Here is a 24,538-nt window from a genome sequence, read left to right on the forward strand (position 1 = left end):
ACCATACTGAATGGACCTATGGATGCCATCGTTGGGAGGTTTTAGGTTCTTTTCTTTTCCTGAACCTCTGCCCACAGGCTATCAAAGTTCTCAACGAGCCTCTGAAGTGCCACGCTCAACTCTCGCGTCCGCGTGAAGAAGACCGCCTTATTCGTATTGTCCCTTATCCTCAGGAAGTTTGGACCCATTCTGAAGGCCGCTAAAACGTCCACGTCCATGAGCTGACCTACCACCGCTTTGAACTTCCTCGGGTCGCCGTGTCCATCGTCCTCTTCCTCAAAATCCTTCGCTTTGTTGACCCTCTTCTCGAGCAGTTTAACGCTTCCGTCTTCGCAGACCTCGTAGATTGCGAAGAACTCCGAGTCCCCGTAGTGAGCATCCACAAGTGTCTCATCGTTCTCCATCCCGAAGGCTACCTTGAGGCACCGCATGATTACCACCCTTTGAGCCTATGCACAAAGCTTAAAAACTTTTAGGCTTGCCTAATCCCGGGGGTGAGAACTTGCAGATAGCCGTGAGTGGTGGAAAAGGGGGAACTGGAAAGTCAACCGTTGCCATTAACCTGTCCATAGCCCTAGCGGAAAGATACGACCTCGCTCTGGCGGACCTCGACGTCGAGGCCCCAAACGATCATCTTCTCCTCGGCGTGGAACTGGCGGGTGAGGAACCGGTCGAGCTTTTCATGCCGCGCTTTGACTACCAGAAGTGCACCCGCTGCAGAAAGTGCGCGGAGGTTTGCGCGGAGCACGCGATAATAACCATGCGTGACGGGACGCCCTTCCTGATGCCCACACTGTGTTCCGGGTGTGCCGCCTGCGAGATAGTCTGTCCGGTCCCGGGGGCCATTCTGAAGGGTAGCAGGCTGGTGGGACACACCTACCTTACCGAGACGCCCTACGGCTTCTCCCTCGTGACCGGGAAACTCCGGGAGGGTGAGGAGAGGGCAATGCCCGTCGTGGTCCGTGCCAAGAACAGGGCAAAAGCTCTGGGGAAGAAGCTCTTGCTCGTGGACACTGCCGCGGGAACGAGCAACACCGTCTCAAAGGCCCTTGAAGATTCACAGCTTATTATAGCCGTCACCGAGCCAACGCCGCTCGGCATTCACGACGGTGAGCTGATCCTCAGGCTGGCCGATCTGATGGACGTTCCGGCGATGGTGGTTGTTAACCGCTCCGACCTCGGAGATCCGGAGAGGGTCCGGGAAGTGGCGGAGAAGTACGGTGCCGAGGTGATAGCGGAGATACCCTACAGCGAGAACATAGTGAGGAGCTACGTCAGGGGAGAACCTATAGTCCTTACGGATCATCCCGAGGCTAAAACCTTCAGGGAGATCGCTTCCAGAGTGATTGAGTTTCTGGGGTGATGATGATGCAGGTGGTAATAGCGAGCGGTAAGGGTGGCGTTGGGAAGAGCACGGTAACGGCCTCACTCCTCTATCTGCTCAGGAACGAGTACAGATTGATAGCTGTCGATGCCGATGCCGACGCACCGAACCTCGGCCTGCTCCTCGGGGTGGAAAACTGGGAGGAGGAGAGGGAACTTATAGGTGCAAAGGTGGCGAGGATAAACACCGAGAGCTGCGTGAGGTGCGGTATCTGCGCGGAGAGATGTCCCTACGACTGTATTAAGTTCGTCGATGGAGATTACCTTGTCAATGACCTGATATGTGAGGGCTGTAACGTCTGCGGCCTCGTCTGCCCCATCCCGGGCACTGTAACCATCGAGGAAGTGCGTTCGGGCGTGGTCAGAAAAACGACTACAAAATACGGCTTCCCCCTGATCTCGGCTCAACTCGACGTTGGAAGGCCGAACAGCGGAAAACTCGTCACGGAAGAGAAGGAGTGGGCCGGCAGACTTATGAAGGAACTCGGTCTGGAGCACATGATAGTCGATAGCGCCGCTGGCATAGGCTGTCAGGTCATAGCGAGCATAGGTGGAGCGGATCTGACGATACTGATTGCAGAGCCAACCCCGGCTTCACTGAGCGACGTCCAGCGTGCTTACAGGGTCGTTCAGCACTTCAGACAGCCGGCTTACCTGATAATCAACAAGGCCGACCTCAACCCCGGCTTCACGGCTCTCGAGGAGTGGGCCGAGGCCGAGGGAATCCCGATACTCGGCGAGATTCCCTACGACAGGGCAATCCCGAGGAGCATGAGCATGCTAAAGCCCTTCGTTGAGGCGTTCCCCGGGTCGAAGGCTTCAAAGGCCATTGAAGATATCGCAGAGGCCGTTAAGGAAAAGATCCTAAGGTAGTTCCCTGCTCTTTAATTTTCTCATGTAGAATTTCTTCCCGTTGTACTCAAGTTCCATGAGTTTCCCCTCCTCGATCAGCCTCTCAACTACCTCCCACCCTCTGTTTGCCTTTCTCAGGAGCTCCTTTACGGCCTCCTCGCGCATCGGGTGAACGGCCGTGATGCTCAGTATGTCCCTCTCCACGTTTCCGGTGAAGGCGAAGCTGTTGCCCTCGTATCCAATGAGGTACTCCACCCTATCCTCACCGAGCGCACCGGCGAAGAGCTGGAAGGCTTCGTTGATGACCTCCTCTCTGGCCGGCTTCACCCACTTCTCCCACGGTGGTCTCGTGGGGATCGCTATGTAGGCCACGTCCGGCTTCAGCTCCCTCAGGAAGCCGGCGATCCTTTCAAGCTCTCTCCCGTAGTCCACCCCATCCACGAGCATCGTCTCGGTCACGAGTTTGTTCCCGAATTCTTTCCTGAATTCCAGCATGGCATCGAGGATCATGTCGAGCCTCAGGGTCTTATGGGGGCGGTCTATCCTCCTCCACAGGTCCTCACTTACGGCGTCCAGCTTCAGGGAAACGAAGTCGAACTTCAGGAGGTCGTTCTGCACGTCCTCCCTCCAGATGAGGGACGAGTTCGTTAGAATCGCCAGCGGTATCCCCAGCGTCCTCAGGGTATCAACCTCCTTTCCGAGGTTCGCGTCGAGGGTTGGTTCACCGTCCGGCACGAAGGTCAGGTAGTCTATACGTTCTCCCTTTTCCCGGCTCTCCTGAACCTTCCTTTTGACCTCCTTAAATACCATCTCCGGCGGGTAAAAGGGCCTTCTCTCGAGTTCCATCCTGAGGGTTCGCCCTATCTGGCAGTAGACGCATGCGTATGAGCACACCTTATCCGGGATGTTGTTTATCCCGAGGCTTTTGCCCAGTCTTCTCGAAGGTACGGGTCCGAAGGCTATCATGGAAATCCCCCTAACGGATCATCAGAGGGGCGTATAAACCTTTCACCGGAGAAAAGAGCAACCTTCCATCAACCGGGGGCTTCCAAAATGTAGAAAGGGAAAGTTCATGGATGGAATTTGAAGCCTCAGACGTTAACCTTTCCGAGCCATTCCTCGGCCAGGTCCCCCACTATGGGGAACTTGTAGCGTTCACCGCTGTAGGCCTTGAGCATTCCAAGTATCCAAAGTATCAGGCCGAGTAGCCATAGGAGATCGGCGAGGATCCATCCTATGATGGGTATGATCGCGAAGATGTAGCTCAGCACGGTTATCCCGAGGAAGGTTATCGTTGACTGCATGGCGTGGAAACGGGCGAAATCGCTCTCCTTTTCAAGCACGAGCAAGATTATCCCCGTGAGCCATCCCAGAAGGTAGGCCAGCAATCCTTCAACGTTCTCCTCCATTCCGAGGGAGGTCTTCTTTGGTTCGGCAGGTGGACTTTCTTCCATACGCATCACCTCAGGGTGTTTCAAATCCGTTTGGTTTGGTTTCCTTAAATAGTTTTCTCAGGACTTTACTAAAATCATCCTGAGTTGCCACTTCACCGGGGTGATTTCGAACTTTTTTCGGCCCCATTCATCCGGTGGTGGATATCCCGGATGATACCGATCGAGGGTTGCGGGGGGTTGCCTCACGTGGCCGGCCTAAACCTTAAAAGCCCCGAGATGTAGTCCTTCCGGTGGTGTGAAATGGCCGGAACCAACGAGCAACTTGAAAGGCTCGCTTACGAGTACCAGCTCCTTCAGGCGCAGGCTCAGGTCCTGTCCCAGAACCTCGAGCTGCTCACCCTTGGAAGGAACGAGTTTATGGCAGTTAGGGAAACGCTGGAAAAGCTCAGGGATATGGAGGAGGAAAAACCGGAGGTTTTGCTCCCCCTGGGGGCCGGCTCCTTCCTGAAGGCCCGTGTGGAGGACAGGGAGCACGCGATAGTAAGCGTCGGTGCGGGTTACGCGGTTGAGAAGGGCATCGACGATGCGATAGTCTACCTCGAGGAGCGCATCAAAGAACACGACGAAACCATAGCACGGACGCAGGAAGCCCTCAAGAGGCTTGAGGGACAGCTCGGAGAGCTGGCGAAGAAGGCCCAGGAACTCCAGCAAAAGCAGGCCGTGGGGTCCAGCCCGAAGCGCTGACCCCTCTAACAGAGATTTCACTCAGCGTTGGTGGGCCCTGGCGTACCACTTCACCGTCTCCTTCAGCCCCTCCTCCAGCGAAAACTCCGGCTCGAAGCCGAGCTTTCTTATCTCCCTTATGTCCGCAAGGCTGTGCCTCACGTCCCCGGGTCTCGGTTTGTCAAAGAGTATCGGACTCCTCGCCCCTGTGATTTCGATAACCTTCGTGGCGAGCTCCAGCACGCTTGTGTCCCTTCCGGTCGCGACGTTGAAGACCCTCCCGTTGCTCCTCCCGCTCTCGGCCGCGAGGACGTTGGCCCTGACGACGTCCTTCACGTAGATGAAATCCCTCGTCTGCTTTCCATCGCCGAAGATCACGAGGGGCTCGTTCTTCAGGGCGCGGTTGATGAAGATGCTTATGACCCCCGCGTACTGGTTTGTGCCCTGCCGCGGGCCGAAGACGTTGAAGTAGCGGAGCGCCACCACCGGCAGGCCGTACAACTCGTGGAAGACCCGGAGGTACATCTCGGCGGCAGCTTTCGTGACGCCGTAGGGGGACAGGGGGTCCGGTTTTTCCGTTTCCCTGAGCGGCAGGTTCGGGTTGTTCCCGTAGACCGCAGCCGATGAAGCGAATACGAGCTTCCCGTGTCCCTCGAGGAGCGCCCTGAGGACGTTGAGCGTTCCGAGGACGTTCACCTCCTCAGTGAAAAGGGGATCCCGGATGCTCTCAACGACGCTAACCTGAGCCGCTTCGTGGAAGACGTAATCGGACTCGCCGATGACTTCCCTTACCGCCCCGTAGTCCCTGATGTCGGCCTTAAGGAGTTTAGCCCCCGGTGGAACGTTCTCCTCCTTTCCCGTGTGGAGGTTGTCTATAACGACCACCTCGTTGTCCTTCACCAGCTCCCATGCGATGTGGGACCCTATGAAGCCCGCTCCCCCGGTTACGACGATCAGTTTGTTTTTCATGGCCATCCCACTGCACCTCTCTTCGCCTGGGGTTTTAACCTTTCGGGCGGATTTTTAACAATTTTATGTTAAATTCAAAACCGTTATAAACACCATGTTAACTTAAATTCGGGTAAGAGCCATGCCGGGTTACATCGTTGTTGGGGGTCAATGGGGAGACGAGGGCAAGGGTTCCGTCGTTGCCTACCTTGCCATGAGGGACGAGCCCGAGATCATAGCCCGTGGCGGTGTGGGAACGAATGCCGGTCACAGCGTCTTCATCGGAGGCAAAAAGTACGCCGTGAGACAGCTCCCGACGGCTTTCATGCAGAGGAAGGCAAGACTTCTCGTCGGTGCCGGGGTTCTCGTCGATCCGGAGGTTTTCTTCCACGAGCTCGAGCACCTGAAGGACTTCAACGTTTCCGAAAGGGTGGGGATCGACTACCGCTGTTCCATAATCGAGGAGAAGCACAGGATCCTCGACAGGACCAACGGCCACCTCCACGGCGAGATAGGCACGACCGGGAGCGGTTGCGGGCCCGCGAACGCCGACAGGGTCATGAGGAGGGCTAAGCTGGCAAGAGACGTTCCGGAACTCGAGCCCTACCTCACGGACGTCGCCGCGGAGGTGAACGAGGCCCTTGACGAAGGGAAACTGGTTCTCGTCGAGGGGACGCAGGGGTTCGGCCTGAGCCTCTACTACGGAACCTACCCCTACGTTACCTCGAAGGACACCACCGCCTCTGCCGTGGCGAGCGACGTCGGGATAGGACCGACAAGGGTCGATGAGGTGATCCTCGTCCTCAGGAGTTTTCCAACGAGGGTTGGGGCCGGCCCGTTTCCGACGGAGATGGAAGAGGCGGAAGCGGAAAGGCTTGGCCTGATAGAGTACGGGACCGTTACCGGCAGGAAGAGGAGGGGGGGGGGGTTTGACTTCGAATTCGCCCGCTATTCGGCCCGGGTGAACGGGGCCACGATGGTCGCCCTGACGATGCTCGACCTGTATGACAGGGGGGCCTTCGGAGTAACGGACTACGATAAACTGCCGGCTAAGGCGAGGGAGTTCGTTGAGGAGGTTGAAGAGCGCGTTGGCGTTCCGGTGGGGCTGATAAGGACGGGGCCGGAGCTGGAGCATACGATAGACAGGCGGGAGGTCATTTAAGGCCCCTTTTCACGGCCCACTCCACCACTGCCTTGTGGAACTCATCGGCCCATTCTGGGTCCTCGAATATCTCGTGGTAGGCCCCCTCGAACTCCCTGAGGGTTTTATCTTTAACCCTCAGTTTCTCGAAGAGCCTGCGTGAACCCTCCGGGGGAGTTATCACGTCCGCCGTTCCGACCAGCAGGAGAACCGGAATCCTTATCCTCTCGGCTTCCAGCATTGCCCTCTCCATGTTGAGGAAGATGCTCCTTCCGAGCTTTGCCGATATCCTGTCGTGAACGAGGGGATCCTCGATGTACCTTTTAACCGCCCCGGGATTCCGGGAGAGCAGGTTCGGGTCGATGCCGTTGGACATGGTCACTCCCGGGGCGACCCTTCCGAGGAACTTCGCAAGGGCCACCACAAAGCCGGGCGTCTTTGGGCTTCTGGCGAGTGCCGGGGAGGAAGCTATCAGGCCCCTTATAGCATCGGGCCTCGTCTGGGCGTATCTGATGACCGTCAGACCGCCGAGGCTGTGGCCGAAGAGGAAGGGCTTTTCTCCGATCTCCTCGATGATGCCGTCCATTATCTCCATGGCCTCTTCGATGCTCGCGTGTCCTCTCTTGCCCCCGCTTTTCCCGTGTCCCGGCCAGTCAAAGGCGTAGACCGCGAAACCTGCATCGTTAAGCTCCCTGATAAGCCTTCCGTACCTTCCGCTGTGTTCTCCAAGACCGTGGACGAGGAGGATCCAGCCGAGCTTTGCCTCACCGTATCTTTTCCTGTAAACCTCCATACCCATCGCCATGGTATTTTACGTTCCCATGTACATGAAGGTATATAAATGTCTTTCGGCGAAAAATCGAAGCATCTTCGTCTTTCAACTTAAAGTTTCAAACTTTTTCCGCTGTATCAAAGGGCCATCTCGTATCGGGGTGTGGAGAAAAGTGGAGAAAAGGCGAAGGAGGGTTTTCACCCTATTTCTATTAGTGGTTGGCCGGGGTTTACGGTGTCCCCTTCCTTCACGAGGATTCTCTTAATCTTCCCGTCCCTCGGCGCTGGAATCTCGTTTTCCATTTTCATGGCCTCGAGGACCAACAACCCCTGGCCAGTCTTAACACTCTCCCCCTCCTTCACCAGAATCCTCAGTATCTTACCCGGCATTGGAGCGGTAACAACACCCTCTCCCGCCGGGGAAGGAGCCTGAACCGGCTCCGGAACCGAAAGAGACTCCCGAACCGGAGAAGGAATTTGAACCGGAGTGAGTTCCCGTTTTCCGGGGCTCTTACCTTGGATGGCCGGCAGGTACTTCAACCCGCTGAGGTCCACGCCTTCAACCCCAACCTCAAACTCGAGCCCGTTGACGTGGATCCTGAACTTCTGAACCGACGGGGGCATCTCCGGGGCTTTCCTTCCGGTCTTTCTCGCCTCGAAGAACTCCTTCGCCACCTGTGGGAAGAGACAGTAGGTCAGGATATCCTCTTCCTTCTCAAGGTAACCGAGTTCCTCGAGCTCCTTCCTGCATTTCTCCAGCATGGGTTCAAGTAGCTCGCCGGGTCTGACCTCTATCGCCTCCTCCTCCCCGAGGACCTTCCTTCTTAGTTCCGGGTTTATCTCCCCGGGCGGTTTTCCGTAGAGTCCTCTGATGTAATCCCGGACCTCCCGGGTTATCCTCTCGTACCTTCCGAAGAGGACGTTGAAGACCGCCTGAGTGCCGACTATCTGGCTTGTGGGCGTAACGAGTGGCGGCCAGCCAAGGTCCTCCCTGACGCGGGGTATCTCCCTGAGGACTTCGTCGAGTTTATTCAGGACCTTCATCTCCTTAAGCTGGGATATCAGATTGGAGTACATTCCGCCGGGAACCTGATACCTGAGGATGTAGGGGTTCACCATCAGGGCTTCCTTTGAGAGCATCCCGGAGTACTTCTCATCGAGGAGCTTCTTCAGGTAGCGTGAGATCTCGTGGATCGTTTCCCGGTTCAGAGAAGCATCCTTCACCTCTGGAATCGCGTGCCACAGGGTCTGCACGCCCGGCTGGGCTGTTCCGAAGGCGAGAGGGCTTATTGCGGTATCTATGTAGTCCGCCCCGGCCTCCACGGCCTTCAGGTAGGTGGCCACGGCCATCCCTGTGGTCGAGTGCGTGTGAACGTCAACCGGAACCCCGTAGGTTTCCTTTATCTCGCTAACGAGTTCGTAGGCCTTTGGAGGGGTCAGCAGGCCCGCCATGTCCTTTATCGTTATAACGTCAACGTCCAGATCCAGAAGCTCCTCGACCTTCTTCATGTAGTAATCGAGGGTGAAGAGCTCTCCCGTCGTGTAGGTTACCGCCCCCTGCACCTCGGCGCCTACCTCCCGGGCCTTCCGTATTGCCACCTCCATGTTCCTGACGTCGTTCAGGGCATCGAAGACCCGGAAGATGTCTATACCGTTCCTGTGGGCCAGTTCCACGAACTTTTCCACAACATCGTCCGGATAGTGCCTGTAGCCGACGACGTTCTGCCCGCGGAGGAGCATCTGCAGTTTCGTCCTTTTGATGTGCTCCCTCAGAAGCCTGAGCCTCTCCCACGGGTCCTCTTTGAGGTAGCGGATGCAGACGTCGAAGGTAGCCCCTCCCCAGACCTCCATGGAGTAGAAGCCGGCCCTGTCCATCTTCTCCGCTATGGGGAGCATGTCCTCCGTTCGAAGGCGCGTCGCTATCAGGGACTGATGGGCGTCCCTAAAGGTGGTGTCTATGATCTTCACCATACAGCATCATCCCGCTTTTTGTTTAACCTGATGAAGGGAGAGCTTAAAAGTATTTCGACTTTAGTTGGTATTATTATCGACAAAAAACGAAATAAAGATCAGAGGAGCCCTTCGGCCTTCGCGGCTTCCTCCGGGTCCTCGTTCCTGTGGATTACCCTTATGAGGGCCTTTATGAAGGGTTCGGGGTTCTCGCGCTGGAAGATGTTTCTCCCGACCACCGCCCCGGAACCGCCGGCTTCAACGACCTCATGGACCACTCTCAGGAAGTCAACCGGGTTCTCGGTCTTCGCACCTCCGCTCAGGAGCACGGGCACTCCGGCGGCGGCATCCACGACCTTTGAAAAGGTCTCCCTCGAGCCCGTCCAGTAGGTCTTTATCATGTCCGCACCGCTCTCCGCCGCGGCCCTCGCACCGTACATAACGACGCGGTAGTCCTCCTTCCTTCCGTACTTCTCAGTTATGTAGGGTCCCCTCGGATAGGCGAACTGCACGACCGGGAAGCCGAGGTCGTGGGCGTAGCTCGCTATCTCTGCAAACTGGCGCATCATTGCATCCTCGTTCGGCGAACCCCAGTAGACGGTCGCCGCTATGGCGTCTGCCCCGAGCTTTATGGCATCCTCAACGAAGCCGAGCTGACTCTGGAGGAGCTGGGTATCCTTCGGGCGGAGGTTCGTTTTGCTGGTCAGTTTGACCATGAGCCCGACGTTGGGCTTGAGCTCCTTCCCGGCTATCCTCGCGATTCCCGGAAGGACCATCACACCGTCCACACCGGCCCTCACGACCTTCCTTATGATCGTCCCCGGGTTGACGTGTTCCCAGTGACCCTCGAAGTCGGTCGGACCGTGCTCGAAACCGTGGTCCATGGCGAATATGAGGGCCCTCCCGTCCCTGCGGAAGAACCGGGCCAACCTGCGCCTTATACCAACGTTCTGGTATGCGTCCATCTTAATCACCTGTGGTGATATAGCCTCTGGGGATTTAAGGTTTTTGGAGGAAGCCCTTTAAGTCCAGCGTTGAGTTACGGGCGGTGAAGGGTATGAAGATCGGGAGCAAAATTATCCGGCTCGAGGAGGTCGATTCCACGAACGAATACTCCATGCGTATCGCCCCCGAAGTTCCTGAAGGAACGGTGGTGGTTGCGGGGAGGCAGACGGCCGGGAAGGGCAGAAAAAACCGTTCGTGGGCATCTCCGGAAGGTGGCCTCTGGATGAGCGTTATCCTCAGGCCCCGCAGGGTTGATCCCAGACTGGTGTTCGTGGGGGCCCTCGCCGTCGTGGATACCCTCTCGGACTTCGGGGTGGCTTCGGCCATCAAGTGGCCAAACGACGTATGGGCCGGCGGTAAAAAGATCGCCGGGGTGCTGACGGAAGGGAAGGCCGGTCAATACGCCGTTCTGGGCATCGGTCTGAACGTCAACAACACCGTTCCCGAGGAACCTGAAGCTATTTCCATGATGGAGCTCGTGGGCGCAAAGGTTCCTCTTGAGAAGGTCCTTGAGAGGCTTCTTTTCCACCTCGACGGATGGTACAGGGTCTTTACGGAGAGGCCGGAGCTGATGATGGCGAAGGTCCGCGAGAGGACCTTTATCCTCGGGAGGATGGTTCGCGTTATTCAGGACGATAATGAGCTTATCGGTCGTGCACTGGACGTTCTTGATGACGGTTCCCTGCTGGTCGACGTTTCCGGACAGTTAAAGCGCGTTGTGTACGGTGATGTTTCGCTGAGGTTGTTTTAATTTTTTTGACACTTTGCCAGCATATTTTCCCAAAGTTTTATATATTATCAAGCACTTAACTTTCCCGCTGATACGTTTGAACCCAACGGTAGGAGGGATGATCGATGAAAAAAGGCCTGCTCAGGGCGTATCTGGAGGTGCCCGTGCTTCAAAAGATTCTGGCGGCGCTGGTTCTCGGAATTATCGCCGGAATAGTGCTGCCGGGATACGCTGAGACCCTCAAGCCCCTCGGCGATCTCTTCGTGCGTCTGCTGAAGATGCTTGTGATGCCGGTTGTGCTGTTTTCTCTGATAGTAGGATCCGCCAGCATTAACCCGGCAAAGCTCGGAAGGGTGGGCGTTAAGATAATCCTCTACTACCTGTTAACCTCGGCCTTTGCGGTGTTCTTCGGTCTTTTGATGGGCAACCTGTTTAAGCCGGGGACCGGAATAGAGCTTGGAACCGGTGCTGGAAAGGCAATAGAAGCCAAGGCGCCTTCCCTCGTCCAGACGCTCCTCAACGTAGTCCCGACCAATCCCTTTGCCGCCATATCGAGCGGTCAGGTGCTTCCAACGATCTTCTTTGCCATAATCTTTGGAATAGCCGTAAGCTACCTCATGAACAGCCGGGACGAAAGGCTCAGAACCTCGTCCGAAACCCTTTACCGGGTCCTCGATGCCAGTGCCGAGGCGATGTACAAAATCGTCGGAGGGGTTATGCAGTACGCCCCCATAGGTGTCTTCGCCCTCATCTACTACGTCGTCGGCAAGTTCGGGCCCAACGTGGCTGGTCCGCTGGTTAAGGTCGTGGTTGCCGTCTACATCGGTCTGACGCTCCAGATACTCCTTGTTTACTTAGTTCTCCTTAAGATCTACGGCCTCGATCCCGTAAAGTTCCTCAAGAAGGCCAAGGATGCCATGATAACGGCCTTCGTTACAAGGAGTTCCAGTGGGACGCTGCCGGTTACGATGCGCGTTGCCGAGGAGGAGATGGGTGTCGACAGGGGGATATTCTCCTTCACGCTTCCCCTCGGTGCGACGATAAACATGGACGGTACGGCCCTCTATCAGGGTGTCACGGTGCTCTTCGTGGCCTACGCCATCGGCCACCCCCTTACCCTCGGACAGCAGCTGGTAGTTGTACTCACGGCCGTGCTGGCATCCATTGGAACGGCCGGCGTCCCCGGGGCCGGGGCCATAATGCTCGCAATGGTGCTGCAGAGTGTCGGTCTTGACCTGACCCCCGGGAGCCCCGTGGCCCTTGCCTACGCCATGATACTCGGGATAGACGCGATCCTCGACATGGGGAGGACGATGGTCAACGTCACCGGCGACCTCACGGGAACGACGATCGTGGCCAAGACCGAGGGTGAACTGGACCTCTCCAAGTGGGAGAAGTGATCCCCCTCTTTTCTCCCCCTTTATTCCGGGTTTGGGATAAAGTTAAATACTCCGGCGTGGCCCTATCCACGGTACAGTTTAAACGGAGGTAGCTTTATGAAGAGAGCGCTTGTGATGATTTTAGTTGCGATCCTCGTACTCCCGCTCATCTCAACTCAGGGGCTCGCGGAGGATCGGCCGAAGACCTACAAACAGGACTTCGTTTTCACAATAGTGGTTATGCCCGACGGAAACGCCAACATAACCCTCAAAACCGTCTGGCTCGAGCCAGAGGATGAGATTCAGAAGCAGATTGAGGGCATCCTTAACTGGACAAAGAACGGCAGCATGACCGTCGAGGAGGCCGTGGACAGGTTCGAAAAGGACCAGCTCAAGATGTACGTCTACAGCCTGACCCAGTCGGGGATGAGTCTCGCCAACGAGAGCGTGAAGGCCTACGGAATCACGGAAGGCAAGAACATAACCCTCGTTTTCAACGCCATAGCCCTGAACTTCTCAAAGTACTACTCCTACGACGACCACTGGGAGGTTCCCATAGACCCGACGAGGGGCTATTCCCAGATGAACGTTCCGGACACGGGGTTTCCCTTTGCGGTGGACATCAACAGCACATTCATAGTGAAGCTCCCTGAGAACGCCACTCCGATCGATTATCCAAGGGCCTTCGCCCGGCAGTACAACTCGAGCAGCTTCTTTGTAAAGTCGAAGGTGGAGGGCGATACCGTCATCGTGAGCTCCTACATCTACCTCGAGCCGTTTCTGCCTCCCGAAGGCTACAAAGCCCTCTTTGGGGACTACGATGGCTACTACGTAAGCTATAGGGCCCCGTACAAAGGTGAGGAGCACTACCAGAGCAGTGTTATGAACGAGTACGTTACGCTGGACGTCTACGCCAACGGTAGCGTCAGGCTTCGTATGAGGGACGAGTACGTCGAGCCAGCATCTGAGGTCGAGGCAAGGAAGAAGGAGATACTCTCCTACGGCGTTGAGAACGCAACTGAATACATAGAAAGGACCTACTCGATAGCCCTCTCCTACAGGGGAGCCCTCGTGGATAGTGGGAAGGTCAGGATACTCGGCCTAAACGAAACGGGCGCACCGCTGGTCGTCGATGCCGAGTACATGCTCAGGAACTTCACGAAATTCGAGAACGGCTCCTACGTTTACAGCTTCGATCCGACCCTCGGCCTTACGAACGGACTTCAGGGCAGGCTCAACTACGCCGTCAACCACACCTTCTACCTCACGATAAACCTCCCTGAGGGCGGAGAGTTCATCGAGGTTCCGGGGAACGAAAGCGAGGAACTCAACGGCAACAGCTTCAGGATGACCGTCTTGGAGAATGGGAACTCCCTGCAGGTTGTTTCGAGGATCTTCGTCCGCTACGGTGCCCCGGCGGAGGACGTTACGAAGATGCTCTCCAACCACACCTCGGCAACGGTTAAATACACCCTTCCCGCGGAGAAAACCGGGATGAGCGGTACCGGACAGGTTGTTGGGGGGATCATCGCCCTCCTTCTACTGCTCGGTGCGATAGTCATCTGGAGGGGGCGCTGAGCCCCTTTCAGGATAGGGAGGTGATGTAGATGACGCGCAAGCTCTACTACGAGGATGCCTACCTGAAGGAGGCAAAGGCAAAGGTCCTTGACGTGAGGGAGAACGCCCTACTCCTCGACAGGACGGTGTTCTACCCCACAGGCGGCGGCCAGCCTCACGACAGGGGATGGATAAACGGGGTGGAGGTTATCGACGTTTACAAAGACGGGGACGACGTGTGGCATGTCCTTGCGGAGCCCGGAGGGTTCAGGAAGGGCGACGAGGTGGAGCTGAGGATAGACTGGGATTACCGCTACAGGCTCATGAGGATGCACTCCGCCCTGCACCTGCTCGATCACGTCCTGAACGTCGTCCTTCCCGGCGAATGGGAGCCCTACGGGAGTGGGATGAGTGCCGAGAAAGGAAGATACGACATCGTCTACCCGGAGAACGTAAACCGCTGGAAGGAGGAGATAGTGGAGACCTTCAACCGCCTCGTGGATGAAGGGGGCGAGATGAAGATATGGTGGGAAGGAGAGACCAGATACACCCAGATAAGGGACTTCGAGGTGATACCCTGCGGCGGAACGCACGTGAAGGACATAAGGGAGATAGGCCACCTGAAGAAGTTCAAGCGTTCCAGTCTCGGGAAGGGCAAGCAGAGGCTGGAGATCTGGCTCAGCGATTGAAGCCCTTCCGATGTCCTTTTTACCTTTCGAAAACGTAGAAGTACCTCTCAAGGCTCTTGTGGACCCGCTGGTAATAGCGGGCGATGGGCTTTAAGTCCACCTCTCCCGCCTCTTCCATTGCCCGGAAGTCGGCCGGAAAGGCTATGGCAACCCTGCCCTCGGGCTTCAGGACGTCGTGGATGCTCCGGAGGACCTCCCTGTAGAGCTCGTTCCTCCTCCTTCCGGCCAGCGTTGCGGAGGTGCCGTAGGGCGGGTCCGTTGCCACCGCTTCAAAGCTCCTTCCGAAGAGCTCCTTAAGTTCCGTCGCATCTCCAAGTCTCAGCTCGTAGTCCTTTACGCCGTAGTGCCTCAGGTTCCTTTCGGCCCCTTCCACCATCTCCGGCCTTATGTCAACGCCATACACCTTCAGGCCGAGCAACGCTGCCTCGATCAGTATCCCGCCGGCGCCCATCATGGGATCGAGGAGCTCCCTCCTCGCTTTAGTCAGGTTCACCATGGCCCGGGAGATCCTCGGATGGAGGGATATCGGCCTGAAAAAGGGCCTCCTGTGGGCCTTTCTATTCTCGAAGTCAGCTGGATCAAAGAAGCGGAGCATTACCCCGGCGTGGAGCCTTTCCCCGCAGTGGACCCTCACGACGGTGTCCGGCTTCGAGAGGTTCACGGGGAAGCCCATTGAGTGGATAACCGCGCCGAGCTTCCGCGGGAGGTCGAGTGTTCTATGCCTGCAGTTCGCCATGGTTTCCGTATCGACCTTGAAGGTCCCCCTGATCGGCCAGTCCACTTCTCTGGCCTTTTGGAGGAGCTCCTCAACGGAATCCGCCTCGATCAAGAGCCTTCCGTACTCGTGGGAAAGACCGAGCCTGTCGAGGAAGGGGAAGGCCTTCTCGTCCGCCTCTATCCTGAGCAGTAGGTAGTCCCTTCCGGTTATCCTTCCGCCCCCGAGCTCGAGCATTGCCCTTACTTCGTCCACCGCCATCTCCGGGAGGCTGCCGAGAATCCTGACGTAGAGCATGATCCGGGCTCTCCGGCGGGGTTTTTAAGGGTTTGGCCAAGGTTAGGACCTTCGAAAACCTTAATATTCAAAACTGAACTTTACCCATTTGACGACCTGCAGTCTTCAAAAACCTTGAGGAATCCCCCTTCTGCGGGAGGAGGGGCGTGAGGCAAAGAAAGGGGAATCAAACCCCATATCGTTGCCGGGAGACTCTTGTGCGAGTCCAAAAATCAATTATTGAAAGCACGAGATTTTCTTTAAAATTACTTAAGACATTTAATTCCATCCTTGGGCCTTTTTGATATTCATCCTCAAAATCTTTTTGAAGGATCTGTTTCATCTTCAAAACCTTTATTCTCATATTTACCCCCCAAGGGAGGTGTATATCGCTTTAACCCATGGATGCAGTTTTATAAGCTGGAGGTTCTCATTAAGTTTTTTGTCCTTTTCAAGAGCATCAAACACCTTTTTTATATTTAGGAGTAGTTCTTCTCGTTCTTTTTCAGAAGTTTCAAGTAAGTTGTCTGGAAGATCTATGTCCTCAAGTTTATCCTCTACAAACTGTCTAATCGGGATTTTTATTACATCTCCAAGGTATAACTCATAAACAAGACAGTCTATCAGGTTGTCAAAATAATCAATGATGTATTGGAGGTGCTTATCTTTTTTGGCAAAGTAATTCTGGTACTGTTTGAGGAAGAGCATGTATTTGGCAATAATCACAAGCGAATTTAGGTTAGGATTATTTAAATCAATAATGGGTAGTTCCTCTAATTCATAAGGTTTTATATTATAAGTCAAGGAATATTTTTGGAATCTCCAGTCAAGTAAAGAGCTATTAAATAATGATAGTAGTATGGCATAATATTTAAATTTGTGATAATCATTTTTGAGTATAATAACTCTTACACCATTGGTCAATATGTAATCACCAAATAAAATGGAAAAATGAAGTTTTCTTTTTTCTCCTCTATTTGCCATTTGTCTCCCAACAAGCTTAGGTGATATTTTCATTAATTCTCCAACTGTTTTTGCCGAAAGTATCTGCTTGTTTAATTTTCTTTTTCTAAATTCATCGCCGTTTTTTATCCATCTTTTTTCTTCCTCTCTCGGCTCTAAATCTACAAACCAATCTTTAATATGGTTACTTGCAACAGCAAGTTCCCCTGTAGGTTTTGAAGATAGGTACTTTTTGTCATTAGTTTCATGCAATTTCCCATCAAAAATCCACCCTAAAGGCTCACCTTTAATGTAATTTCCAAAGGTTTTATACTTTTTAAGATATTCAATAATCTCTTTTTCCTTTTCATTCCTTAAAAGAGGCAATCGTAGTAATTTGGAATTTTCATAAATGTAATTTTTATCTATTCTTTGGCCTACGATAGAATTTAAGTTTTCTACTTGCTCAGTAGTTATAAACGGAAAGACATAAATTGTGTAGTTGGTTTTCTCCATATTTGCTTTTTTTAGTATGAATATTGAGACCTCATAGTTAATACCTTTTTTAAATAAATAAGTGGTCGTTTCTAAAGGAAAGTGTAAAATTGCTTTAATATGATAATTCAGGTATAGTTTTCTTAACTCAAAACTTTCCTTATCGCCCCAAAACATTATGGGGACTAAAAATGAATAATACCCAGATTTAGATACATAACTTATTGATCGCTCCAAAAACATTTTATAAAGATCAATATTTGCACCTATTTTAGTGTAAAAATGCTTGTAAATTTTAGAAAAAATGGCTTTCTCATGTTTTGGAATATCCATATTTTTTATTTTCCCATACGGCGGATTCCCCACCACAACATCAAACCCCGGATTCTCCCTCAACATAACCTCAGGAAATTCAAAAGCCCAGTGGAAGGTTTTTATCTTCTTTAACTCATCTAAATCAATTCCATGCTCCCCAGCAAACTTCTCATCCAGTTTACCGTTAAACAGGTGGGTTATGTAATTAAGAAGACCGTTCAGCTTAACCGCATACTTCGAATTTAAGGATGCCACGAGAATCCTTGTGAGCTTCTCCTTCGTCTTTAAAACCCTCTCAAAGTCCCTCCAGTCGATCTCCTTTTTCGCAAGGATCCTGTTCATCTCTTCAACTTCTCTGAGAATGTTTCCCTTAATTCCAAGGGCCTTTGCGATTGATGGCAGGTATTCCTTCAGCTCTTCATCAACCTTAATCCTTTTTTCAATGTCCTGGATCTCCTGCTCCTTTAAAATAAAACTAAGCAGTGATTTTTGTTTTTCCCTGGGTTCCTCCCCATCTTTCGTTTCCTTCCTCGGTAAATTCACGTAGCCAATAAGAGAATTGCCCTCCCTCAGATTGAAATGAACGTTCGGAAACCTGATGAAAACCCCCGCATCGGCGTTGAAATGCCTCGCGAGAGTAAGGAAAAGCCTCGCCTTCGCTACCTTCAGTGCCGAGGGCTTTATATCGACGCCGTAAACGTTCCTCGACAGAATTATGAAGAATTTGACGTAAATCTCGAACATCCCCTCCTTTTCTGGAATTTCAAGCAAGTTAAATGGCTCTATCCTTCCTTCATCATTCGCAACGAGAATTTCAAGTTTCTCAATTCCAGCCGTCTTTACCCTATCCTTTAAGTTTTGATAGATATCAACGAGAACCTTAATGGCACTCTCGAGGAAGTGACCGGAACCAACAGCTGGATCGAGGATTTTAATATCCTTCAATAGATCAAAAAGGGCAAGCAGCTCATCCTTCCCTCCGGAATTGATCAGCTCGTCTATACTCTTATATCCCTTGTTGAATTTCTTGTTTATTCTATCGATTAGATATGGCTCGATAGTGTTCTTTCAGATATATTCTGTAATCTTCCCCGGGGTGTAATACGAGCCGGTCTTCTTTTTTTCTTCTTCTGTCATTAACTTTTCATAAAGGGAGCCAAGGACGTACTCGTCGATGTCCCCATCGACCCAGTCCCTGCTCTCAAAAAGGTTTAGCAGGGGAACGTCAAAATCAATGTCCCTTTCAGAAATCATTCTTCTTCTGCCCTTTGGTGTTAAATTTACCAGCTTCTCAGTGACCCCCTTCTGATAAAAGCACTTATCCGGAATCGTTATGGCTTCGTTGTTCCCCCGTTCACCATCCAGAAATACCGCCGGGCCGATGACAACACACTTCCCTATGTGCTCGTCCTCAACGTACGGACCATCGGAGTACCCGCTTATCTTATTGAAGAAATGCCTTAAGAAATCGTGATAGCTCTCAAATCCGCCCAGAAGCTTTCTCTGTTTTAGCTCTTCGAATTTCGTTATGAAGTATCTCTTATCTTTGTTGAAAAATCCTTTTTCCTGCAGATACCAGAGTGTGAGCATCTGCATCATGAAGTTATCCACGAATTCCCTTCTTTCCCTATCTCCGGAAAGCCCCTTGATATTTTCGAGCAAAAACTCTTTACATTTCTTGTAAAGGACGTAGAACTCTTCAATTACGTCGGACCTGTTAAATAGCTCCTCAAAATTCTTAGGGCTTGGCTCTTCCAAAGCCTTGTACAGCTTTTTGAGGAAGAGTTTGTTTATCTTGGCTATCGTTTTTCTGATATACTTGTCCTTAGCCCTGTAGTCCTTAATAATAACCTCCTCTCCCCTGTAAACTATGATTCCAAGTCTTGCGGCATAGCCACTCACTGGTGGCTTGTAATTTAAAAGGCTGGAAAGTTCCCTCTTATCGTCGGTTTCGGCAAAAAGTATGCCATCGAAGAGGTTTATATCCTCATCTTTCTCGAAGATGTAAACGGGATAATTTTTCCCTGAAATCTCGATTTCTTTTCTCTCAAACTTTTCAATCCTCCTGAGGATGTCTTTCTTTAATTTTTCAACCGTTATAGGCATAGAACCACCCCAGCGGTTTCTTTTCCACCTTTAACGATTCGATGTCATCCAGCCTCTTCATTCTAAAGTATTTATAGAGGGCATCAACGACACCTTTAACGTCGTTGATTTTCACATTATTGTTCCTTTCAACCTGAATTAAATTATTCTTAACCAGCAGAGATTTTATCTCCCTCGAATACTGGTGATAGTCCAGTAGCTGAAGTTTATTAACAATGTTGTTATATTTCTTTCTATACTCTTCAGAGTCTCTTACCTCCTCCCTTTTTAAAATTAACGCGTTTAATAAGTTATAGAGAAATCCCTTTTGTTTGGGTTTAAATTCTCTCCTTAATTTTTCAACTTCTTCTTCAGCCTTTTCTTCAATCTTCTTCAGCTTTTCAGCCGCAACATCGAGTTTCACCGGATTCATAGCCCCGCCCTTCACAAGCTCGAGCAGGACAAGGGGAGACTCTTCCTTCAATCCATCTTCACCCATGCTGATAATCTTCTTATCTATCCTGTAACCCCCGCGATAAAACTCGTAAATGCTGTAGATCCTGTTGGATCCGGATTTTACGTAGGTGTAATAGGGCCCATCTTCAAGATTCACGACCTCCTCAAAATCCTCTTTCGTTAATCCCAGCTCGTACTGTATGATGTTCAGAAGCCTGTACTCATCGATCTGCTCCTGCGGAATTCCACCTTTAAACCACTGCTTGAACTCCTCAGAAATACCGAGCTCTTCAAGGTCGGTCATTGATAATTCGGAGATCCTCTTGATCCTCTCACCAAATGTCTCAACGCTTATTTTCTCCTCGGGACTGAGTATTCTGGATTCTTTACCAACAACAAGCGTTATGTCCTCGATTTTCTGTTTGAGCTTGTTCAGAATTCCTACAAGAACCTCTATCTCCTCCGAGGGAATGAAGTTCAGGACATAAACATCCTTCTCGTTTCCTATTCTATTCACCCTTCCAACCCTCTGGACGATTATCATGGGATTCCACGGCAGGTCAAAGTTAACAACAGCATCCGCATCCTGCAGATTAACGCCTTCACTAAGGGCGTCGGTTGATATGAGAATATCAATTTCTCCATACCTTTCTACTTCTTTCTCTCCACCATTGGCCTCTGGAGCAAACCTCTTTATGTAGTTGATCTTTGTAGTTGTGTCGGTATCCCCGGTAACAAGTGCAATCTTTAACCTGCCTTTATCATCCTTAAGCCATGGATGGAGATCAACTTCTCTTTCAATCCACTCCCTAAGATTGTGATAAATGTAATAGGCAGTGTCCTTGTACTGGGTGAAGATGAGGATCTTCTTACCATTCAATGTTGGAATATGTGAAAGTCTCTCAGATTTGTATTTTGGAATTGCAATGAGATTTTTCAGGGCTTCGAGCTTGGGATCGTTCTTATAACAGAAAATTCTTGATTTAACGATCTCGTCTTCATCCCTCGGAACCACCCCAAGTACCTTGAAATCGCCATTCTCTTCAACTTTAAGCCCGTCAAGTGCTTCAAATATATCATCCATCAGCTTTAAATCCTGTTCAAGCTTGTCTAAGGCTACCCTTAACCCTATCCTGATTTTTTCAATCGACGAACCCAGGGGATTGTACTCTTCAGCATATTCGTTCAACAATTTGATGACCTTATCAAACCGTGTTTCCTCATCTTCAGCCTCCGCGTTGAACTCCTCTGAGACCTCTTCAAGGTCTTTTTTGATCTTAGCCTTTTCCAAAGCCTCCCGAATCAGCTCCTTCAATTCCTCCTCGCTCATTATTTTGTCGACATCTTTCTTAAACCGGGAGTAGAAGATTCTCTCCTTCTCATAGATCTTCCTGAGGGTTGTTTCAAAGGCGAATATATCGCTCTCCAGCCTCTTACCGAGCAAGAGTCTGAACAGGTCAGAGACCTCTATTATTCTATATTTTCCTTCCTCTTCGTCTTCCTCAAACACAATATACCTCACGCCGTATAGCTTCGTGTGTTCAAAGTTAATTTTATCCATGTTTTTTGATATGAGTTTTATTAAGGCGTTAAACCTGTCTGTGTAGAACGGGGAGTAATCAAGGCTGTAGGGTTTTGGATCCTTGAAGACAAGTTTCTTGCCATTCATCTCCAGATCTTTGAACTGCTCCAGAATGTACTTTCTTGTCCTTAAAACCATTATCTCATCAAGCACATTTCTTTTAATCTCAATGGCCACTTTTTTTAGCTCGTTTTTGGCATTGTCGTCCTTATTTTCCTCATATCTCCTTTTGAGCTTTTTGTATTCCCTTATTAATTCGTCAATCGCGATATTTTTGTTTTTAAAGGGCTTGAAGGTATCATCCGTGAATATTCTTATCAGGTTGTAAATGTCATCTATCGTATTGTTCAGAGGGGTGGCCGTAAGGAGCATGAATTTATTTGAAACGTTATTGGATTTTCTCCGTAAAAACCTCGCAGCTTTCCACCGGTTTGTGCTTTTGTTCCGGTATTTGTGGGCCTCATCAATAACAAAAAGGTCGTATTCATCGGCCATTTTTTTCAGTCTTTCATCAACATTTCCTTTGCTTAAATCTGCCTTGTAGTTCTGGAAAAGACCAAGCGATAGAAATGCAATCTTACCCAGAAGTTTTTCTCCGCTTTCATCATAGATCTCGTATATTTTGTGATTATAATCATCCTTTAAATCATCCTCACGTTTTAAATCATCCTTTATAATTCTCTTAAAGTTTTTCTTAAAGAAGAATTCCGAGTTCACTCTAACTTTTTCTCCCCTCTTAAGCTTTGCCAAAGTTCTATCATCAGCTCTCCCAACAAGCAAATCTTCCCACTGGGATATCAGAGATGGTGGAAGGATCAGCATGACTGCTGGAACCTTACCCTTCGGTATCCAGTGGGGGAAATTCCCGGTTATAAAATCCTGAATTATCGCTGCTGCCATGAAACTCTTTCCCAATCCAACAGAGTCCGCAAGAATCACCCCATTATAATAGTTCAGAATCCTTATAGCGTTAATTACGCCCACAAGCTGAAACTCCATTAAAATATCTTTTTCGCTCAGATTTAGGATCCTGCCTTCCGTCCATTTATATACAAGGTATTTGAATAGGGTTTCAGGATCAATAAATTTACCAAGCTTTGGATATTTTGCCCCCGGGATAGCACCTGAAATCTCAATAACTTTGATTAGATCCTCATTAAAATCAACGGACTCATTCCACAATTCATCGAACCATTTGTTGAGATAGAGAACATCGTCCCTCTCAGTTAAAATTACATTCAGCTCTTTATTCCTCGCCAATCCTTCAGCTGTAAAATTTGAAGAACCCACGATTGCCACTCCGGGAGACCCATGCCTATCCCCAAGATCCTTTAAAAACAGGTAAAGCTTGGCATGAAGTCTCGCTTTGTCGTAAAGTTTTATATCTATCAACCCTTTTGCGATGTAATCCCTAAGTTTCTTTAATCGGTCTATCTGCCGGTCTGTTAATTCCCTGGACTGAAGCTCCTCAATCATTCTCTGCTTAAATAATTCCCTTAGATTGTATCCCTCAATTATCTCCTCTTTTGTAGGTAGGGTGGTCTCATTCCCCATCACAAGTTTCAAAAAGGGTTTTTTACTCGCATTTTTGGGAAAATCCTCCTCAACCAAGTCAAACCCACTTAAAAAGAAATACCCCACAGCAAACTTTGCCTCTATGCTGTCTCTCAGCATATCCCTTATGGCATCTTTGAGAAACCTACCGGAAGTATTATCTATAATTTTTGTTGAGTCGACCCCCAACATACATAGTACTAACTATCCTGCCTTTAAAAAAGCTTTCTAAATTGAGTTTGGACCTGTCCGGGTTATCAATAACAAATAAACCTGAAAAATAATGATAAAATATGCAGTTGGTAAAGGATATTGTTAAGGCTTAATTTTGAGAGGAATAAAGTACCTTTGGAAATCAAAATAATTGATAAAGCTCTGCCTTATTGGAGCCCTTAAAGTTGGAGTGGAATTTGAACACCAGTGAAGAGGATTTCATAAAACAGAAAATACAAAACACCCCAGAAGGCCCGTAAAACCCTGAAAACACGTCAAAAGCTAAAGCTGCATTATCAAAGATATCAAAAATGGTGCCAGTGCCGTGAGTATGAAGCCGTGTATAAAGGCCAGTACGGTTATCTCCCTTCCTCCAAATTTCACGAGTACCGGAAGGGTGGAGTCCATAGTGGTTGCACCGCCCATCGAAACGGCGAGCTCCTTTGGAATCTTTTTTATTGCCAGTGGATAGAAGATTATCGTGAAGATCTCCCTCGTCAGGTTTGCCAAAAAACCTATAATCCCGTAAAGGGGGGAATACTGTGCCAGCAGGGGGCCGGTTAGGGAGTACCATCCAAAACCCGCGGAGATTGCGAGTCCAAGCTTTAGGGGAGTCCCCACGAGGAAGGAGGCTATGATTCCTCCTGAAAGGGAGCCAAGGGTCGTGCTTATGGGGAGTATGAGTGAGATCCTGCCCGCTTTTCTGATCTCCGCTCCAAGGGCGTTGCTCCTCCCTATGTCAACTCCAATTATAAAAATCAGGAGGTAGAGCGTCAGAACGGAAAGATCTCCGAAGTCCGCGCCGGTGTATCTTCCCACCAGGATGCCCGAGAAGAGGGCTCCAAGAACGAGGTACAGGAATTTCATCTTCTCCCCCCCACTAAGAGCGAGAATGCAAGGCTGCCCAGTATGGTCAGTGCCGCAAAGGTTACGGAAACTATCAAAAGGCTTAGGGCATCGATTTCAACCTTCCCCGCTTCAACGCCCATAAAGAAGATTAAAAGGAGAAGGGTAGCACTCAGAGGCTTATCCAGATCCATCCGAAGCTTCTGCCTGAAGATGCGGCCGATCAGGACCCCCAAGAGGAGGGGTATGAAGATGTTCATGAATTCCACTCAACCCTTTAAATAATAAACTTAACGCTTTAATGCTATTCAAGGGGAGTATGATACACACTCCTCCGGCGACGTTATCCTTCTTTGACTTTTTAATCGCCCGTAAGTTGTGGACATCGTTTCATTGCTGTAAGTTGCCACAGAATGCGTTGAATGTCCTCGCCTTTACACACCCTTCCTTTAGTAGGTCATCGGTAAGTCCCCCGTGGATACCCACTTTGAAAAACTTCAGGCCCAATGTTCTATTCCCAAAACATTTGAAAGGATA

Annotated in this window: 22 protein-coding genes; 8 read left to right on the forward strand and 14 right to left on the reverse strand. The window is 50.8% G+C overall.

The features are described from left to right. Nucleotides 1-41: 41 nt before the first annotated feature. Nucleotides 42-431: a NifB/NifX family molybdenum-iron cluster-binding protein gene (locus A3L12_RS07305; RefSeq protein WP_088883006.1), complete on the reverse strand. Its 390-nt coding sequence runs from the start codon at nucleotides 429-431 to the stop codon at nucleotides 42-44. Nucleotides 432-502: 71 nt separating this feature from the next. On the opposite strand from A3L12_RS07305, the gene A3L12_RS07310 reads away from it, so the two are divergent. Both A3L12_RS07310 and A3L12_RS07315 read left to right on the forward strand, forming a co-directional pair. After that, on the forward strand, nucleotides 503-1,363 hold the full coding sequence (locus tag A3L12_RS07310; RefSeq protein WP_088883007.1) for a P-loop NTPase: 861 nt from the start codon (nucleotides 503-505) through the stop codon (nucleotides 1,361-1,363). Between the two features lie 5 nt (nucleotides 1,364-1,368). Next, nucleotides 1,369-2,256 (forward strand): P-loop NTPase, encoded by an 888-nt coding sequence (locus tag A3L12_RS07315; RefSeq protein WP_088883008.1) that lies wholly within the window; start codon nucleotides 1,369-1,371, stop codon nucleotides 2,254-2,256. On the opposite strand, the gene A3L12_RS07320 is transcribed toward A3L12_RS07315, so the two are convergent. Further along, entirely contained in the window at nucleotides 2,248-3,201 is a 954-nt protein-coding gene (locus tag A3L12_RS07320) for a radical SAM protein (RefSeq protein ID WP_088883009.1), read from the reverse strand. The genes A3L12_RS07315 and A3L12_RS07320 overlap by 9 nt on opposite strands. A gap of 125 nt (nucleotides 3,202-3,326) precedes the next feature. Next, nucleotides 3,327-3,689, reverse strand: a complete 363-nt coding sequence (locus tag A3L12_RS07325; protein WP_088883010.1) for a DUF4870 domain-containing protein — start codon at nucleotides 3,687-3,689, stop codon at nucleotides 3,327-3,329. A gap of 240 nt (nucleotides 3,690-3,929) precedes the next feature. Here A3L12_RS07325 and pfdA point away from each other — a divergent pair, with 240 nt between their 5' ends. Then, complete coding sequence (gene pfdA / locus A3L12_RS07330; protein ID WP_088883011.1) at nucleotides 3,930-4,373, forward strand: prefoldin subunit alpha; 444 nt, start codon at nucleotides 3,930-3,932, stop codon at nucleotides 4,371-4,373. Between the two features lie 21 nt (nucleotides 4,374-4,394). Here the strand turns inward: pfdA and A3L12_RS07335 are convergent, their stop codons facing one another. Then, entirely contained in the window at nucleotides 4,395-5,321 is a 927-nt protein-coding gene (locus A3L12_RS07335; RefSeq protein ID WP_088883251.1) for an SDR family oxidoreductase, read from the reverse strand. 121 nt (nucleotides 5,322-5,442) lie between these two features. Here A3L12_RS07335 and A3L12_RS07340 point away from each other — a divergent pair, with 121 nt between their 5' ends. Next, nucleotides 5,443-6,462, forward strand: coding sequence for an adenylosuccinate synthetase (locus A3L12_RS07340; RefSeq protein WP_088883012.1), 1,020 nt, complete (start codon nucleotides 5,443-5,445; stop codon nucleotides 6,460-6,462). Here the strand turns inward: A3L12_RS07340 and A3L12_RS07345 are convergent. The 3 genes from A3L12_RS07345 to fba all read right to left on the reverse strand — a co-directional run bounded on the left by A3L12_RS07345 (nucleotide 6,455) and on the right by fba (nucleotide 10,127). Further along, on the reverse strand, nucleotides 6,455-7,234 hold the full coding sequence (locus A3L12_RS07345) for an alpha/beta hydrolase (RefSeq protein WP_088883013.1): 780 nt from the start codon (nucleotides 7,232-7,234) through the stop codon (nucleotides 6,455-6,457). The genes A3L12_RS07340 and A3L12_RS07345 overlap by 8 nt on opposite strands. Nucleotides 7,235-7,410: 176 nt before the next feature. After that, nucleotides 7,411-9,183 carry a pyruvate/oxaloacetate carboxyltransferase gene (locus tag A3L12_RS07350; RefSeq protein WP_088883014.1) on the reverse strand — a complete coding sequence of 591 codons (1,773 nt, stop codon included), beginning with the start codon at nucleotides 9,181-9,183 and terminating at the stop codon, nucleotides 7,411-7,413. Between the two features lie 98 nt (nucleotides 9,184-9,281). Then, nucleotides 9,282-10,127: a class I fructose-bisphosphate aldolase gene (fba, locus tag A3L12_RS07355; protein WP_088883015.1), complete on the reverse strand. Its 846-nt coding sequence runs from the start codon at nucleotides 10,125-10,127 to the stop codon at nucleotides 9,282-9,284. A 92-nt stretch (nucleotides 10,128-10,219) separates the two neighbouring features. On the opposite strand from fba, the gene A3L12_RS07360 reads away from it, so the two are divergent. The 4 genes from A3L12_RS07360 to A3L12_RS07375 all read left to right on the forward strand — a co-directional run bounded on the left by A3L12_RS07360 (nucleotide 10,220) and on the right by A3L12_RS07375 (nucleotide 14,522). Further along, on the forward strand, nucleotides 10,220-10,918 hold the full coding sequence (locus A3L12_RS07360) for a biotin--[acetyl-CoA-carboxylase] ligase (protein ID WP_088883016.1): 699 nt from the start codon (nucleotides 10,220-10,222) through the stop codon (nucleotides 10,916-10,918). A gap of 104 nt (nucleotides 10,919-11,022) precedes the next feature. Continuing rightward, complete coding sequence (locus A3L12_RS07365; RefSeq protein ID WP_088883017.1) at nucleotides 11,023-12,297, forward strand: dicarboxylate/amino acid:cation symporter; 1,275 nt, start codon at nucleotides 11,023-11,025, stop codon at nucleotides 12,295-12,297. A 96-nt stretch (nucleotides 12,298-12,393) separates the two neighbouring features. Next, nucleotides 12,394-13,854, forward strand: a complete 1,461-nt coding sequence (locus A3L12_RS07370; RefSeq protein WP_088883018.1) for a hypothetical protein — start codon at nucleotides 12,394-12,396, stop codon at nucleotides 13,852-13,854. Between the two features lie 29 nt (nucleotides 13,855-13,883). Beyond that, a complete protein-coding gene (locus A3L12_RS07375; protein ID WP_088883019.1) occupies nucleotides 13,884-14,522 on the forward strand; it encodes an alanyl-tRNA editing protein in 639 nt (212 codons plus the stop codon). A gap of 19 nt (nucleotides 14,523-14,541) precedes the next feature. On the opposite strand, the gene A3L12_RS07380 is transcribed toward A3L12_RS07375, so the two are convergent. The 7 genes from A3L12_RS07380 to A3L12_RS07405 form a co-directional block, all read right to left on the reverse strand. Further along, nucleotides 14,542-15,534 carry a methyltransferase domain-containing protein gene (locus tag A3L12_RS07380; RefSeq protein ID WP_088883020.1) on the reverse strand — a complete coding sequence of 331 codons (993 nt, stop codon included), beginning with the start codon at nucleotides 15,532-15,534 and terminating at the stop codon, nucleotides 14,542-14,544. A gap of 166 nt (nucleotides 15,535-15,700) precedes the next feature. Beyond that, nucleotides 15,701-15,877, reverse strand: a complete 177-nt coding sequence (locus A3L12_RS08325; RefSeq protein ID WP_157726715.1) for a hypothetical protein — start codon at nucleotides 15,875-15,877, stop codon at nucleotides 15,701-15,703. 2 nt (nucleotides 15,878-15,879) lie between these two features. Continuing rightward, nucleotides 15,880-18,210 (reverse strand): Eco57I restriction-modification methylase domain-containing protein, encoded by a 2,331-nt coding sequence (locus A3L12_RS07385; protein WP_088883021.1) that lies wholly within the window; start codon nucleotides 18,208-18,210, stop codon nucleotides 15,880-15,882. Nucleotides 18,211-18,333: 123 nt separating this feature from the next. Next, the gene (locus A3L12_RS07390; protein ID WP_088883022.1) at nucleotides 18,334-19,371 is read right to left on the reverse strand and encodes a hypothetical protein; all 1,038 of its coding nucleotides are present in this window, start codon (nucleotides 19,369-19,371) and stop codon (nucleotides 18,334-18,336) included. Then, nucleotides 19,355-23,134 (reverse strand): helicase-related protein, encoded by a 3,780-nt coding sequence (locus A3L12_RS07395; protein ID WP_088883023.1) that lies wholly within the window; start codon nucleotides 23,132-23,134, stop codon nucleotides 19,355-19,357. The genes A3L12_RS07390 and A3L12_RS07395 overlap by 17 nt, the downstream gene beginning before the upstream one ends. A gap of 303 nt (nucleotides 23,135-23,437) precedes the next feature. After that, nucleotides 23,438-24,022 (reverse strand): lysine exporter LysO family protein, encoded by a 585-nt coding sequence (locus A3L12_RS07400; RefSeq protein WP_088883024.1) that lies wholly within the window; start codon nucleotides 24,020-24,022, stop codon nucleotides 23,438-23,440. After that, a complete protein-coding gene (locus tag A3L12_RS07405) occupies nucleotides 24,019-24,261 on the reverse strand; it encodes a LysO family transporter (protein WP_088883025.1) in 243 nt (80 codons plus the stop codon). Before A3L12_RS07405 ends, A3L12_RS07400 begins: the two co-directional genes overlap by 4 nt. Nucleotides 24,262-24,538: the final 277 nt, after the last annotated feature.

Source organism: Thermococcus sp. P6 (genome assembly GCF_002214525.1).
Classification (GTDB): Archaea; Methanobacteriota_B; Thermococci; order Thermococcales; family Thermococcaceae; genus Thermococcus.